The sequence below is a fragment of the Cellulosimicrobium cellulans genome (genome assembly GCF_024124905.1).
Taxonomy (GTDB): Bacteria; Actinomycetota; Actinomycetes; order Actinomycetales; family Cellulomonadaceae; genus Cellulosimicrobium; species Cellulosimicrobium cellulans_G.
In genome coordinates this window covers 536,650-550,619 of the sequence record NZ_JAMXST010000004.1, presented here as the reverse complement: position 1 = coordinate 550,619, position 13,970 = coordinate 536,650, and the positions used below count along the sequence as shown (strand labels likewise).

General features: G+C 74.8%; 12 protein-coding genes. All 12 read right to left on the bottom strand.

The annotated features are described in order from the left end of the window. Window positions 1–169: 169 nt before the first annotated feature. The 12 genes from NHH00_RS14595 to NHH00_RS14540 all read right to left on the bottom strand — a co-directional run bounded on the left by NHH00_RS14595 (window position 170) and on the right by NHH00_RS14540 (window position 13,852). Window positions 170–652: a hypothetical protein gene (locus tag NHH00_RS14595; RefSeq protein ID WP_253053355.1), complete on the bottom strand. Its 483-nt coding sequence runs from the start codon at window positions 650–652 to the stop codon at window positions 170–172. Further along, entirely contained in the window at window positions 649–1,905 is a 1,257-nt protein-coding gene (locus NHH00_RS14590; RefSeq protein WP_253053353.1) for an MraY family glycosyltransferase, read from the bottom strand. Before NHH00_RS14590 ends, NHH00_RS14595 begins: the two co-directional genes overlap by 4 nt. Beyond that, window positions 1,902–2,606 (bottom strand): L-threonylcarbamoyladenylate synthase, encoded by a 705-nt coding sequence (locus tag NHH00_RS14585; RefSeq protein ID WP_253053351.1) that lies wholly within the window; start codon window positions 2,604–2,606, stop codon window positions 1,902–1,904. The genes NHH00_RS14590 and NHH00_RS14585 overlap by 4 nt, the downstream gene beginning before the upstream one ends. Next, entirely contained in the window at window positions 2,603–3,592 is a 990-nt protein-coding gene (prmC, locus tag NHH00_RS14580; protein WP_253053349.1) for a peptide chain release factor N(5)-glutamine methyltransferase, read from the bottom strand. The genes NHH00_RS14585 and prmC overlap by 4 nt, the downstream gene beginning before the upstream one ends. Beyond that, complete coding sequence (gene prfA / locus NHH00_RS14575) at window positions 3,585–4,688, bottom strand: peptide chain release factor 1 (RefSeq protein ID WP_253053347.1); 1,104 nt, start codon at window positions 4,686–4,688, stop codon at window positions 3,585–3,587. The genes prmC and prfA overlap by 8 nt, the downstream gene beginning before the upstream one ends. 162 nt (window positions 4,689–4,850) lie before the next feature. After that, the gene (gene rpmE, locus NHH00_RS14570; RefSeq protein ID WP_253053345.1) at window positions 4,851–5,069 is read right to left on the bottom strand and encodes a 50S ribosomal protein L31; all 219 of its coding nucleotides are present in this window, start codon (window positions 5,067–5,069) and stop codon (window positions 4,851–4,853) included. Between the two features lie 166 nt (window positions 5,070–5,235). Then, on the bottom strand, window positions 5,236–7,374 hold the full coding sequence (gene rho, locus NHH00_RS14565) for a transcription termination factor Rho (RefSeq protein WP_253053343.1): 2,139 nt from the start codon (window positions 7,372–7,374) through the stop codon (window positions 5,236–5,238). A gap of 261 nt (window positions 7,375–7,635) precedes the next feature. Further along, window positions 7,636–8,562 (bottom strand): homoserine kinase, encoded by a 927-nt coding sequence (gene thrB / locus NHH00_RS14560; RefSeq protein WP_253053341.1) that lies wholly within the window; start codon window positions 8,560–8,562, stop codon window positions 7,636–7,638. Next, window positions 8,562–9,665, bottom strand: coding sequence for a threonine synthase (thrC, locus tag NHH00_RS14555; protein WP_253053339.1), 1,104 nt, complete (start codon window positions 9,663–9,665; stop codon window positions 8,562–8,564). Before thrC ends, thrB begins: the two co-directional genes overlap by 1 nt. Continuing rightward, window positions 9,665–11,005 (bottom strand): homoserine dehydrogenase, encoded by a 1,341-nt coding sequence (locus tag NHH00_RS14550; protein WP_253053337.1) that lies wholly within the window; start codon window positions 11,003–11,005, stop codon window positions 9,665–9,667. The genes thrC and NHH00_RS14550 overlap by 1 nt, the downstream gene beginning before the upstream one ends. Window positions 11,006–11,180: 175 nt before the next feature. Beyond that, the gene (locus tag NHH00_RS14545) at window positions 11,181–12,461 is read right to left on the bottom strand and encodes a WxL protein peptidoglycan domain-containing protein (protein ID WP_253053335.1); all 1,281 of its coding nucleotides are present in this window, start codon (window positions 12,459–12,461) and stop codon (window positions 11,181–11,183) included. Window positions 12,462–12,469: 8 nt separating this feature from the next. Further along, window positions 12,470–13,852, bottom strand: coding sequence for an HtaA domain-containing protein (locus NHH00_RS14540; RefSeq protein WP_253053333.1), 1,383 nt, complete (start codon window positions 13,850–13,852; stop codon window positions 12,470–12,472). Window positions 13,853–13,970: the final 118 nt, after the last annotated feature.

Sequence of the window (13,970 nt, the reverse complement as noted above, 5' to 3'; positions counted from 1 at the left end):
CTCGTTGGTGGGCACGCCGTCGGACCTGGCCGTCATGGATTCGCCAGTAGCCTAACGTATGGATCGGCGTGCTCACGCCGATCTGGCGGCGCTTGTGACATTTTGCTCATGCGCTCCGGGCAACTGGTCCCTGGCCCGGGCGCCGCCCACCTGGTAGGGGCGTGGTCGGTCAGCGGGCGTCGGGCTCGACGTACGGGATCCGCCCCCTGCTCACGGCCCGGTAGTCGAGCACCGCGGAGCCGACGACGCCGACGAGCAGGACCCCGGCGAAGACCCACCGGTCGTAGAAGTCCATGCCGCGCAGGACCACGAGGATGACGATGAGCACGACCATCTTCGCGAGCCAGCTCCCCATGACGACCGCCGCGGTCGTCGTCGGGCTCGCGTCCACCGTGCGCAGCATCGCCCAGACCGTGGTCGCCGAGAAGAGCAGCGCGACGCCGACGCCCAGGAGCGCGCCCCACACTCCCGGCAGCCCGGCGACGAGCGCACCGATCGCGACGCCGAGGACCGTGAGCGCGCCCAGCAGCACGAGGACGTCCCGCAGCGCGGTCCGGAAGACCGCGCGCACGGCCTGGCCGTGCGGGCCGATCGTCTGCTCGGCGGGCTGCCCGCCGTCCGGCTGGGCGGGATCGGGCTGGCTCGTGGTCATCTCAGGGCTTCCTTCGGCGGTGTCGTGACGGCGGGCGCGGCCGACGGGGCGGCCGGGCTCGGGTCGTCGTCGGAGGTGGTGGTCGTGACGGGCACGGACGACGTCGTGGTCGCGGCGTCGTCGTCCAGGAACCGGCCACGCGTGCGCAGCGGGCCGAGGGTGAGGACCGCGGCGATCAGGACGGCGACGGCGAGGCCCACGGCGACGCCGTGCCAGTGCCACTGCACCAGCGCGACGGCGGCGAAGGCGAACACCGCCGTCCAGACGTAGAGGATGAGCACGGCGCGCCGGTGCGAGTGCCCGATCGCGAGCATCCGGTGGTGCAGGTGCATGCGGTCCGGGTGGAACGGCGACTTCCCCCGCGCGACGCGGCGCACCACCGCCATGCCCATGTCGAGCAGGGGCAGGAGGATCACCGCGAGCGGCAGCAGGATCGGGATGAAGGCCGGTATCTGCTGCGCGCCGGAGAGCGCGTCGGTCTCGATCTTGCCGGTCACGACGATCGCCGCGGCCGACATGACGAGCCCGAGGACCATCGAGCCCGAGTCCCCCATGAAGATGCGCGCGGGATGGAAGTTGTGCGGCAGGAAGCCGACGCAGATGCCGACGAGCGCGGCGATCACGAGCGTCGCGAGGCTCGAGTAGTCGTCGGCGCTCGCCTTCTGCGTGAGCACGTACGAGTAGACGAAGAACGCCGTGCCGCCGATCGCGACGAGCCCCGCGGCGAGGCCGTCCAGGCCGTCGACGAAGTTGACCGCGTTCATCGCGACGACCACCACGAGGATCGTCGCGGCGAGCTGGAGGCGCGAGGACCAGATGAGCTGCTGGTCCCCGATCCCGAGGGGCAGCCGGTACAGGACGACGCCCTGCGTGGCCATCAGCCCTGCCGCGAGCACCTGCCCCGCGAGCTTCGTCATCCAGTCGAGGTCCCAGATGTCGTCGGCGATCCCGAGCAGGCAGACGATCGCCGCCCCGCCGACGATCCCCCAGATCCGCGGGTCGGCCACGAGCCGGCCCGCGACCTCGCCGACGAACACGCTCTCGAGGAACGGCATCTGCGACGCGAAGACGACCGCCACCACGAGGCCCAGCAGCATCGCGAGGCCGCCGAGGCGGGGGGTCGGGATCGTGTGGACGTCGCGGTCGCGCACGGCGGTGATCGCACCGGTGCGCAGCGCGACCCAGCGCGCGAAGGGCGTCGTGAGGAACGTCACCACGGCGGCGACGAGCATCACGAGCAGGTAGACCCTCACCCGCCGTTCGCCTCCGGCTCCCCGGCGTCGTCGGCGGTCTGGGCGTCGGCGGGCGGGTCGTCCGGGCCCGCGACGTCCGCGACCTCGCGGAGGCGGTCGAGCGTGACCGCGCCCTGGCGCACGACGCGCAGCGTGTCGGACGTCGCGTCGACGATGGTCGACGCCACCCCGCCGGTCGCCGCGCCGCCGTCGAGGTAGACCGCCACGGCCTCGCCGAGCTGTGCCCGCGCGTCGTCGACGTCGAGGGCCGCGGGACGTCCGGTCGCGTTCGCCGACGACACCGCGAGCGGGCCCGTGCGGCGCAGGAGCGCGAGCGCCGCCGGGTGGTCGGGCATGCGCAGCGCGACGGTCCCGTGCGTCTCCCCCAGGTCCCAGGCCAGCGAGGGCTGCGCCCGCAGGATGATCGTGAAGCCTCCGGGCCAGAAGGCCTCGACGAGGCGGCGCGCGGCGTCGGGCACGTCGGTGGCGAGACCGTCGAGCGTGCGCGCGTCGGGCACGAGCACGGGCGGCGGCATGTGCCGGCCGCGGCCCTTGGCCGCGAGGAGCGCGGCGACGGCCTCGGCGTCGAACGCGTCGGCGCCGATGCCGTAGACGGTGTCGGTGGGCAGCACGACGAGGCCACCGCGGGAGATCGCGTTGACCGCCTCGTCGATGCCGGCGCCCCAGGTGTTCGGGTCGGTCACGGGGTGGACGGAGCTCACGGGTCCATCCTTCCACGCTCGGGGGCGGGCTCCGGGTCACCGGCGTGCTCGGGTCCCGAGCGCCGGGCCACGACCATGCGGTCGCGTCCCGTGAGGTCGACGACGGTGCGGACGTCGACGAACGCGCCGGTCGCCGCGACCATGTCCCGCGCGGCGGCGGCCTGGACCTCGGCGTGCTCCATGACGTAGAGGCCGCCGGGACGCAGGAGCCGCGCGGCCGCGGCCGTGATCCCCCGCGGCACCTCGAGACCGTCGGGCCCGAGGCCGTAGAGCGCCACGCCGGGGTCGTGGTCGGCCACCTCGGGGTCGCGCGGGACGGCGCCGGGGGGCACGTACGGCGGGTTGGACACGACGACGTCGACCACGCCGTCGAGACCACCGTCGGCGGCGGGCCCGGCGAGCGCCGTGCGGGCGTCGCCCCGCACCAGGCGCACGACGACGCCGCTCGCCTCCCGCACGGCCGTCACGTTCCGCTCGGCCCAGGCGTGGGCGGCGGCGTCGAGCTCGACCGCGTGCACGTCGGTCCCGGCGACCTCCGTCGCGACGGCGAGCGCGATCGCCGCCGAGCCGGTGCACAGGTCGACCACGGTCGCGCGCCCCGTTCCGGCCACGACCGCGCGGGCCTCGTCGACGGCGACCTGCGCGACCTGCTCGGTCTCCGGCCGCGGGACGAAGACGCCCGGTCCGACGGCCAGCTCGAGGTGCCGGAACGGCGCGGTGCCCACGAGGTGCTGGAGCGGCACGCGCTGCGCGCGCCGGGCGACGAGCTGCGCGAGGGTGGGCGCGACGTCGTCCGGCACGGGCGTGCCGAGGACTGCGCGACGGGCCACCTCGGCGCGGGGCACCGCGAGGGCGTGGGCGAGCAGGAGCTCGGCGTCCGCGCGCGCCGAGGGCACCCCGGCGGCGTCGAGCACCGCCGTCGCCCAGCGCAGCCAGGCGGAGGTGCCGCCGTCCGACGGCGGGGTCGGACCGAGCGGCTCAGGCATCGCCGGCGCTCGCGAGACGCGCCGCCTCGTCGGCCTCGACCGCCGAGCGCACGACCGGGTCGAGGTCGCCGTCGAGCACCTGGTCGAGGTTGTACGCCTTGTACCCGGTGCGGTGGTCCGCGATGCGGTTCTCCGGGAAGTTGTAGGTGCGGATGCGCTCGGAGCGGTCGACGGTGCGGACCTGGGAGCGGCGCAGGTCGGCGGCCTCGGCGGCGGCAGCCTCCTGCTGGGCGGCGAGCAGGCGCGCGCGCAGGACGCGCATCGCCTGCTCGCGGTTCTGGAGCTGCGACTTCTCGTTCTGCATCGACACGACGATGCCGGTCGGCAGGTGCGTGATGCGCACGGCGGAGTCGGTGGTGTTGACGGACTGCCCGCCCGGGCCGGACGAGCGGTAGACGTCGATGCGCAGGTCGTTCGGGTCGATCTCGACCTCGCCCGCGTCCTCGACCTCGGGGAAGACGAGCACCCCGGCCGCCGACGTGTGGATCCGTCCCTGCGACTCGGTCACGGGGACGCGCTGGACCCGGTGCACGCCGCCCTCGTACTTGAGGTTCGCCCAGACGCCGTCCGCGGGGTCGGACGGCGTGCTGCGCGCCTTGACCGCCACCTGGACGTCCTTGAAGCCGCCGAGGTCGGAGTCGGTCGACTCGAGGACCTCCGTCTTCCAGCCGCGTCGCTCCGCGTACCGCAGGTACATGCGCAGCAGGTCCCCGGCGAACAGCGCCGACTCCTCGCCGCCCTCGCCCGCCTTGATCTCGAGGATGACGTCGCGGCCGTCGTCCGGGTCGCGCGGGACGAGCACGCGGCGCAGGCGCTCGCGCGCCTCCTCCTCGGCGGCGCGCAGTCCGGGGAGCTCCGCGGCGAACGCCTCCCCGTCCTCCCCGCCGAGGGTCGCGAGCTCCGCGGCGGCCTCGGCGTCGTCGCTCGCCTCGCGCCACGCGCGGTACGCGCCGACCACCTGGTTGAGCTCGGCGTAGCGCCGCCCCAGCGTGCGCGCGCGGCCCGCGTCGGCGTGGACGGCGGGGTCGGCGAGCTGGGTCTCGATGTCGGCGTGCTCGGCCAGCAGCGGCTCGACGGCGGCGAACGACTCGGTCACGGACGGCTCCTCGGTGACGGGCGGGTCGCGGTCGTCGGCGGGAGGCGCGACCGCGCGAGGATCGGGAGGATCGCTCGGGCAAAGCAACAGCGCCGGTGGTCCGACCTCGCCGACTGCCCCTGGAGAGGTTGTCGGGATCGGACCACCGGCGCTGCGGTGTCGCTACTTGTCGGCGGCCTTCTTGCCGTAGCGGGCCTCGAAGCGGGCCACACGGCCACCGGTGTCGAGGATCTTCTGCTTGCCCGTGTAGAACGGGTGGCAGGCGCTGCACACGTCGGAGCTGATCTTGCCCGACGCCTCGGTGCTGCGCGTCACGAAGGTGTTCCCACAGGTGCAGGTCACCTCGGTGACGACGTACTCGGGGTGGATACCAGACTTCACGGTTTTCTCCTTGGGGTGACGTCTCCGGGTCAGGTGCGGCGACCGCACCTGTGAACCGGCGACACACGGCCTGACGGACGCAGGCCGACGAACCATTGTGCCAGAACGCGCGGGCGCCCCGAGAACTTCCCGGGGCCGCCCGCCGTCGGCTCCTGCCGACCGACCGTCAGATCGTGCGGCCGACGTTCTCGTCGTCCGCGAGACCGCCGGGCGTCGTCTTCTGGACGTGGAGCAGGAACTCGACGTTCGTCTGGGTCTTCTTGAGCTGGCCGAGCAGCAGCTCGATCGCCTGCTGCTGGTCGAGCGCGCCCATCACGCGGCGGAGCTTGTAGACGATCTTCAGCTCGTCCGGCGACAGGAGGATCTCCTCGCGGCGCGTGCCGGACGCGTTGACGTCCACGGCCGGGAAGATGCGCTTGTCGGCGAGGTTGCGGGACAGGCGGAGCTCCATGTTCCCCGTGCCCTTGAACTCCTCGAAGATGACCTCGTCCATCTTGGAGCCCGTCTCCACGAGCGCCGAGGCGAGGATCGTCAGCGAGCCGCCGTTCTCGATGTTGCGGGCCGCGCCGAAGAACCGCTTGGGCGGGTAGAGCGCGGACGCGTCCACACCACCGGACAGGATGCGGCCCGAGGCGGGCGCCGCGAGGTTGTACGCACGCGACAGGCGGGTCAGCGAGTCGAGGAGCACGACGACGTCCTGGCCGAGCTCGACCAGGCGCTTCGCGCGCTCGATCGCGAGCTCGGCGACGATCGTGTGGTCGGACGCGGGGCGGTCGAACGTCGAGGCGATGACCTCGCCCTTCACCGTCCGCTCCATGTCCGTGACCTCTTCGGGCCGCTCGTCCACGAGCACCACCATGAGGTGGACCTCGGGGTTGTTGGCCGTGATCGCGTTCGCGATCTGCTGCATGATGATCGTCTTGCCGGCCTTGGGCGGCGCGACGATGAGGCCGCGCTGTCCCTTGCCGATCGGCGCGACGATGTCGATGACGCGCGGCGTCAGGCGCGTGGCCTCGGAGTTCTCGAGGCGCAGGCGCTCCTGCGGGTACAGGGGCGTGAGCTTGGTGAACTCGGGACGCTGGCGCGCCTCCTCGGGCGACATGCCGTTGACCGAGTCCAGGCGGACGAGCGCGTTGAACTTCTGGCGCGCCGTGTTGCCCTGGTTCTCGCCCTCGCGCGGCTGGCGCACCGCGCCGGTGACGGCGTCACCGCGGCGCAGGCCGGCCTTCTTCACCTGGCCGAGCGAGACGTAGACGTCGTTCTGGCCCGGCAGGTACCCGCTCGTGCGCACGAACGCGTAGTTGTCGAGGATGTCGAGGATGCCGGCGACGGGGAGCAGGACGTCGTCCTCGTTGACCTCGATGTCGTCGAGGCCCGCGAGGTCCGGTCCCTGGCGGTTGCGGCCACGCTTGCGGTCGCGCTCGCGGCCGCGGTCGCGACCCCGGCGGCGTCGGCCGCCGCGCTCGTCGTCCAGCAGCTGGCGGTCGTCCCGCCGGTCACCCTGACGCTCGCCGCGACCCTGGCCACCGCTCTGCTGCTCACGCTGCGGGGCGCCGCCCTGCTGGTCGCGCTGGCGCTCGCCGCCCTGCTGGTCGCGCTGACGGTCGGCGCGCGTGGCGTCGCCGTCGCCCTCGCCGGCCCGGGGTGCGCCGGCGCCGCGACCCGCACGGCGCGAGCCGCGCTCGCCCGTGACGAGGCCGACCGCCGCGGCGGCGCGCGCGGCGCGCTCGTCGGCGGACTCGTTCGAGGTGTCGCGCGTGCGCACGCCCTGCTCGCCGAGCGCCTCGGCGACCGCGGCGGCGGCCTCCGAGCGGGAGTCGCGACGACCGTCGCGACGCTCGCCGCGCTGTTCCGTGCGCTGCTCGTCGGCGCGCACGGGCAGGTCGAGCACGGGGGCGGCCGTCCGCTCCTCGCGGCTCGCGGCCGACGGCGCGTCCTGGCGCGCCGTCGCGGCGCTGTCGGTGGTGGCCGCCGGGCTCGCGGCGGGACGCTCGGCGCGGCGGCTGCGGCCGCGCCCGGAGGCGGCGGGCGCCTCGCTCGTCTCACGGCCCGAGGCGTTCGCCCCGTCCGTGTCGCGCCGCGGCGCGGCGGGGCGCTCGGAGGCGCTCTGCTCGCCGGTGCGGGCGCGGATGACGTCCACAAGATCGCCCTTGCGCATCTTGGACGTGCCCTTGACCCCGAGCTGCGAGGCGAGCGCCTGCAGCTCCGGGAGGCGCAGCGTGGAGAGCGCGCCGGTCCGGGCGGTCCCGCCGGCAGCGGCCGAACCGGTCGCGCTGCTCGTGGCGGTGTCGATGGTGTCTGTCACGAAGGACCCTTCCCCCTCGTTTGCGCCCGCCGCTCAGAGGGCGGGCCGCGGGTGGTCGACGCCCGGCCGTGACGGCCGGTGCGTAGGTGTCGCCACGCGTCAGTGGTACGACGACGTCATCTGACGCGGGGCTGGATTGCCTTCTCTCGGACTGCTCGGTCGCAGCACACCCGGTGGATGAGAGCGCGCTCTGCGGGCGGACGTACTGGTGCGAGAGCGTGACCGAAGGCTGGAATCATCCTAGCACCGGCGCGACCGAGGTCAGAGCCGTTCGGCCACGACGCCCCGCGTGTCGACGTCGAGGCGGCGCACGGCCCAGTCGGCGGTCCCCCCGACGAGGGAGTCCGCGACGCGCGCGACCTCCTCCAGCCCGTCGGCCGCCGAGAGCACGAGGACGGTCGGGCCGGCTCCCGAGACGGTCGCCGCGAGGCCGCGGGTGCGCAACGCCTGGACGAGCTCGAACGACGACGGCATGACGTCCGCCCGGTACGCCTGGTGCAGACGGTCGTCCGTGGCGTCGAGCAGCAGGTCGGGCCGCCGGGTGAGCGCCTCGACGAGGAGCGCGGCGCGCCCGGCGTTGAAGGCGGCGTCGGCGTGCGGCACCTGGGCCGGGAGCACGCCCCGCGCCCGGCTGGTCGCGAGCCGCGCCGAGGGCACGAGCACGGTCGCGCGCAGCTCGGGGTGCACGTCGAGCCGCACCGCGCGGGCGCCCGCCTCGGACCCGGCGTCCCACGCCACGGTGGCACCGCCCAGGAGCGCGGGCGCCGCGTTGTCCGGGTGCCCCTCGATGGCGGTCGCGAGGTCGAGGGCCACGTCGTCGTGGAGCACCGACGGGTCGGCGACGAGCGCCCGCGCGGCCACGATGCCCGCGACGACGGCCGCCGCCGACGACCCGAGGCCGCGCCCGTGCGGGACGCGGTTCACGCAGGTCAGGTGCAGGCCCGTCTGCGGCGCGCCCGCGACGTCGAGCGCGGACCGCAGGGCGCGCACCACGAGGTGGGACGCGTCGCCGGGCACCTCCCCCGCGCCCTCTCCCTCGACGTCGACGACCACGTCGTCGCTCGCGAGCGCACGCACCTCGAGCACGTCGTGGAGAGCGAGCGCCAGCCCCAGCGCGTCGAAGCCGGGGCCGAGGTTGGCGCTCGTCGCCGGGACGCGCACCCGCACGTGGTCCGCGCCGAGCTGCATCAGTCGAGCCCGAGGGCGTCGGCGATGGACACGACGTCGGCGCTCACGCGCGTCGGGGTGACCTCGCTCCCGTCGAGCGTGCGCAGCGCCCACTGCGGGTCCTTGAGCCCGTGGCCCGTGACCGTGACGACGATGCGCGCGCCCGCGGGGACGAGCCCGCGCTCGGCGCGCGAGAGGATCCCGGCGACACCGGCCGCCGACGCGGGCTCGACGAACACGCCGACCTCGCTCGACAGGACCCGGTGGGCCGCGAGGATCTGCTCGTCCGTGACGGCCTCGATGAGGCCGCCCGACTCGTCGCGCGCCGCCTCGGCGAGCTCCCACGACGCGGGGTTGCCGATGCGGATCGCGGTCGCGATCGTCTCCGGCTCGGTGATCGGGTGGCCCGCGACGATCGGCGCGGCGCCCGCGGCCTGGAAGCCCCACATCTGCGGGACGTGCGTGGACACGGCCGGCAGCCCCTCGCCCGCGTGCCCCGGCGCACCCTGGCCCGCGTACTCGCGGAAGCCCTTCCAGTACGCGGTGATGTTCCCCGCGTTGCCGACGGGCAGCGCGTGGATGTCGGGCGCGTCGCCCAGCGCGTCGACGATCTCGAACGCGCCGGTCTTCTGGCCCTCGATCCGGTCGGGGTTCACCGAGTTGACGAGCTCGACCGGGTAGGAGTCGGCGAGCTTGCGCGCGGCGACGAGGCAGTCGTCGAAGTTGCCGTCGACCTGGAGCAGGCGCGCGCCGTGCGCGATCGCCTGGCTCAGCTTGCCCATCGCGATCTTGCCGTCCGGGACGAGCACGGCGCACGTCATCCCGGCGCGCACGGCGTACGCGGCGGCCGACGCCGACGTGTTGCCCGTGGACGCGCACACGACCGCCTGGGCGCCGCGGCCCGCGGCCGCGGAGATCGCCGTCGTCATGCCGCGGTCCTTGAAGGACCCCGTGGGGTTCATGCCCTCGACCTTGACGAAGACCTGCGCGCCGGTGCGCTCCGAGAGCGCCGGGGCCTCGACGAGCGGCGTGCCGCCCTCGCCGAGCGTGACGATCCGCTCGGCGACGTGCGCCGGCAGACGGTCGCGGTACTCGGAGATGATGCCTCTCCACTGGTGGGCCATCAGGCTCCCTCGACTCTCAGGACGGACGTGATCGTGCGGACGGGCTCGAGCTCGGCGACCGCCGCGACGGTCGCGGACAGCGCCGACTCCGGCGCCGCGTGCGTGGTGATGAGGAGCTCGGCGACCCCGGGCTCCGCGACGCCCGCACCGCCCGGTGCCGCGGGCTGGCGGACGGCCTCGATGGAGACGTCGTGCTCGGCGAGCGCGTGCGCGACCTGCGCGAGCACGCCCGGGCGGTCGTCGACGTCGAGGCGCACCTGGTAGCGGGTCACGGCCGCGCTCGCCGGGAGGATCGCGAGCTCGGCGTAGGTGGACTCCTGCGGGCCCTTGCCCCCGAGCACGCGGTGGCGCGCGGCCGAGACCACGTCGCCCAGGACCGCCGACGCCGTGGGCGCGCCGCCGGCGCCCCGCCCGTAGAACATGAGCTCGCCCGCGGACTCCGCCTCGACGAACACCGCGTTGAACGACCCGCGGACGTTCGCGAGGGGGTGCGACGTCGGCACGAGCGCCGGGTGCACGCGCACCGAGACGCCGGCCGACGCGCCCACCGAGGCACCCTCGCGCCGCTCCGCGATGGCGAGGAGCTTGATGACGTGGCCGGTTTGCGCCGCCCACGCGACGTCGTCGGCGGTGACGGACATGATGCCCTCGCGCGCGACGTCGTCGAGGGAGACGCGGGTGTGGAAGGCGAGGCTCGCGAGGATCGCGGCCTTGGCCGCGGCGTCGTAGCCCTCGACGTCGGCCGTCGGGTCCGCCTCCGCGTAGCCGAGGTCCTGCGCCTCCTTGACGGCCTCCTCGAGGTCCATGCCCGTGGTGGCCATCTGGTCGAGGACGTAGTTCGTGGTCCCGTTGACGATGCCGAGCACGCGGCGCACGCGGTCGCCCGCGAGCGACTCGCGCACCGGGCGCACGATGGGGATCGCGCCCGCGACGGCGGCCTCGAAGTAGATGTCGACGCCGGCCGCGTCGGCGGCCTTGTAGAGCGTCGGTCCGTCCTCGGCGAGCAGCGCCTTGTTCGCCGTGACGACGGCAGCGCCGGCGTCGATCGCGCGCAGCAGGAGCGACCGGGCGGGCTCGATGCCGCCCATGACCTCGACGACGATGTCGGCGCGCGCGACGAGATCCTCCGCGTCCTCGGTCAGGAGCGAGCGGTCGACCGACGCGGCGCGCGGCGCGGCCGCGTTCCGTACCGCGATCCCGACGAGCTCGAGGCGGGCGCCCACGCGCGAGGCGAGGTCGTCCGCCTGCTCCGTCAGCAGCCGCGCGACCTGGGTGCCGACGACGCCGCACCCCAGCAGGGCGACGCGCAGGGGCGGGTGGGACTCGGCGGCAGGGGGCACGACGGACCTTCCTCGGGGACGGGCGGGCGAGCTCCCGGGCCCGGGACCGGTCACGGGTGACCGGTGCCGCGCCGTCGCGCGGGGCGACGGGTCGGGCGTGGGAGCGGCAGCGACAGGATACGTGTCCACCCCTCGCGACGGCGCCGCCCGACCACGTGTCGGACCACCGCGGGAGTCAGGCCTCCGGTTCGCGGCCGCCGCGCTCCGCGAGCGTCTGCGCGCGGCCCTCGGCGCGGGCGCGTTCCAGGGCTTCCTCGAGCTGGTCGGTGGTCAGCGCGGACGGGTCCGGCGCGGCGGCACCCGCCTCCGGGGCGGGGTCCGCCGCCGAGCTCTCCGGGACCGCGCCCGAGGTCGAGGTCGCGGGGCCGGCCGCCCGGCCGCCGCCCGCGGCGGCCCTCGCGGCCCGACGACGACGGAGCGCGGCGACGAGCGCCGGGCCGCGCAGCGCGACGAGCAGCACCAGACCGACGAGCGCGAGAGCGGCCCACGGGACCGCCCAGGTCTGCGCGCCGCCGTCGTCGCTCGCCGTCGCTCCCCCGCCGATCCCGACGGCTGTGGCGGTGACGGTCACCGAGGCGTCGGCGCGGCCCAGGGGTCGCACCCCGGTCACGGCGACCTCGCGCTCGAGCGCCGAGCCGGGGAGCAGCTCCGGCAGCTCACCGTCACCCCCGGTGATGGTCGCCCAGCCGAACGGCCCGGTCACGGTGACGGACTCGGCCGGCACGACGCGCGCGTTCCCCGTGTTGGTCAGGGTGTACCGCACGGTCGCTGACGACGTGCCGAAGGGGTTCGCGACGTCGTGGTGGACCACCTCCACGTCGCTCACCTCGACCGTCGGGGCCAGGGCACCCTCGACGCGCGCGTGCACGCGCAGCGCCAGACGCCGGTCGAGCGCGACGGTGGACGCGGACGCCTGCTGGACGAGGGAGGTGATGACCCCGGCGGAGTGGTCGCCGGGCGAGGCGTCGTCGGGCACGGTGATCGTGAACGGGACGTCGAGGGACTGGCCAGGGTCGACCGTGACCGTGCCGGCCCCCAGGGCGATCCACGACCCGAGGTCCGAGGACGTCTCCCCGGCGGGGAGCAGGTCGAGCTGCCCGGACGTCGTCGTGAACGCGTCGGCGGCGTAGGTGCGCAGCTCGAGGCGCTGCGCGGAGTGGTTGGTCAGGACGACGGTGTCGGAGATCGTGTCTCCGCGTCCGACGGCGTAGGAGAAGTTGGGCCGGTCGGTGCCGTGGTCGTTGTCGGCGGGCAGCAGACCCCAGCTCAGGTCGCCCGTGGTGTCCCCCGTGAGGGCGGAGACCACGGGCGCCACGGGCACCGTGGGCACCTCGCCCCCCGCCCGCGCCGCCCCGGCAGGGACGAGCGCGAGCAGGGCGGCGAGCGCACCGACGAGCGCCGCCGCGCCCCGTGCGGGGCGGTGCGTACGGACGGGGGCGGCGGCGTCTCGGTTCATCGGTCCGGTCAGCCCACCGCGGTGAGGGTCAGGATGCCGGTGTAGTCCCCGGCCCCCGTGTCGAGCGGCAGGCGCAGGTCGATCGCGGCCTCGGCCTGGACCGAGCCCTTCGGGTGGCCGGCAGGAGCCGACGCGAGCGTGGAGGACGCCTTGAGGCCCTCGCCCTCGCCCGCGACGACGACGCGGCCGTTGCCCGCGCCCACCGTGTTGTCCCCGGCGAGCGCCGGGCCCCAGCCGAGGTACTTGCCGGAGAACGTCTTGCTGCCCGACGCGAAGTCGCTCACGGACCCGTTGATCGCCCACGCAGGCTGGCCCGCGCGCGTGTCGGTGATCGTCACCTTCGGCAGCACGCCGCTCGCGACGAACGAGCCGTCGCGCACGGTCGCGGTGCCGAGGCTCACGGCCGGGGTGCCGCCCTCGATCGTCCAGACGAACTCGCCCGGCTCCTCGGGCTCCTCGACCTCGGGCACGGTCACGTCGATCGGCACGTCGCCCTCGCCGGGCTCCTCGGGCTCACCCGGACCACCCGGGTCGACGGGGCCGGCGTCGACCGCGTAGGTGACGTCGATCGGCAGGGCCGGCTTGAGGTCCTGCATGCCGCCGCAGCCGGTCGAGTAGAAGTGCGGGCGGACGCTGCCCGGCAGCGTGTTGACGAACTCGGGCGCCCACGAGCCCCACCAGCCCGTCGCGGTGCCCGACGCGACGCAGTTGCGCGTCTGCGGCGAGCTGTCGGCGGGGTCGACCTCGATGCCCTGGAAGTCGGGCGTGATGCGGACCGTGTCGGCGTCGACGACATCGACCGAGCCCGGGGAGAACGTCACGAGGTCGAGGCGTCCGTAGCTCTGCTCGTCGACGGGGTTGCCGGACATGTCGATGCCTGCGCCGAGCGTGAACTCCGCGCTGAACGAGCCGGAGCCGTCCGCCTCGACGACGAGCTGCGGGTTCGCGTAGATCTCGTCGGGAGCGCCGAACTGGGCCGGGTAGGCGTTGACCGTGTAGCTGCCGGACCACGCGAGAGCGAGCTCGTGCGTGTCCGCGTCGTACGTGCCGGAGCCCTCGGTGAACTTGACCGCGTTGGGGGTCTTGCCCGCGTGCTCGGCCGGGAACGACGTGGCCGGGACCGGGTCGACGACGTACTCGGACTGCGTCCCGCCGGAGACGCTCCCGACGAGCTGGGCGGCGTCGCCCGTGAGGTTCTTGTACGACCAGGGGCCGAAGATGCCCTTCTGCGCGTAGCCGTTGAGGCCCCACACGAAGGAGGCCCCCTCGACGGTCTGCTCGGCCGCCTGGGCGGGCGCGGCGACCCAGACCGTGCCGAGGCCGATCGCGGCGACGGCGGCGCCGGCGACCAGCCGGTGCGTGGGTCGCGTCCGATGTCTGTGCGTGTGCATGATGTCCTCTCGTGCCGGCCGTGCCGGCTCCTGTGCTCCGTGAGTGGTGCTCTCGTGAGTGGTGGGCGCGCGCGCTGCCCGCGTGCGCGATGCCGGACGAGCCGGCGCGACCGCCCTG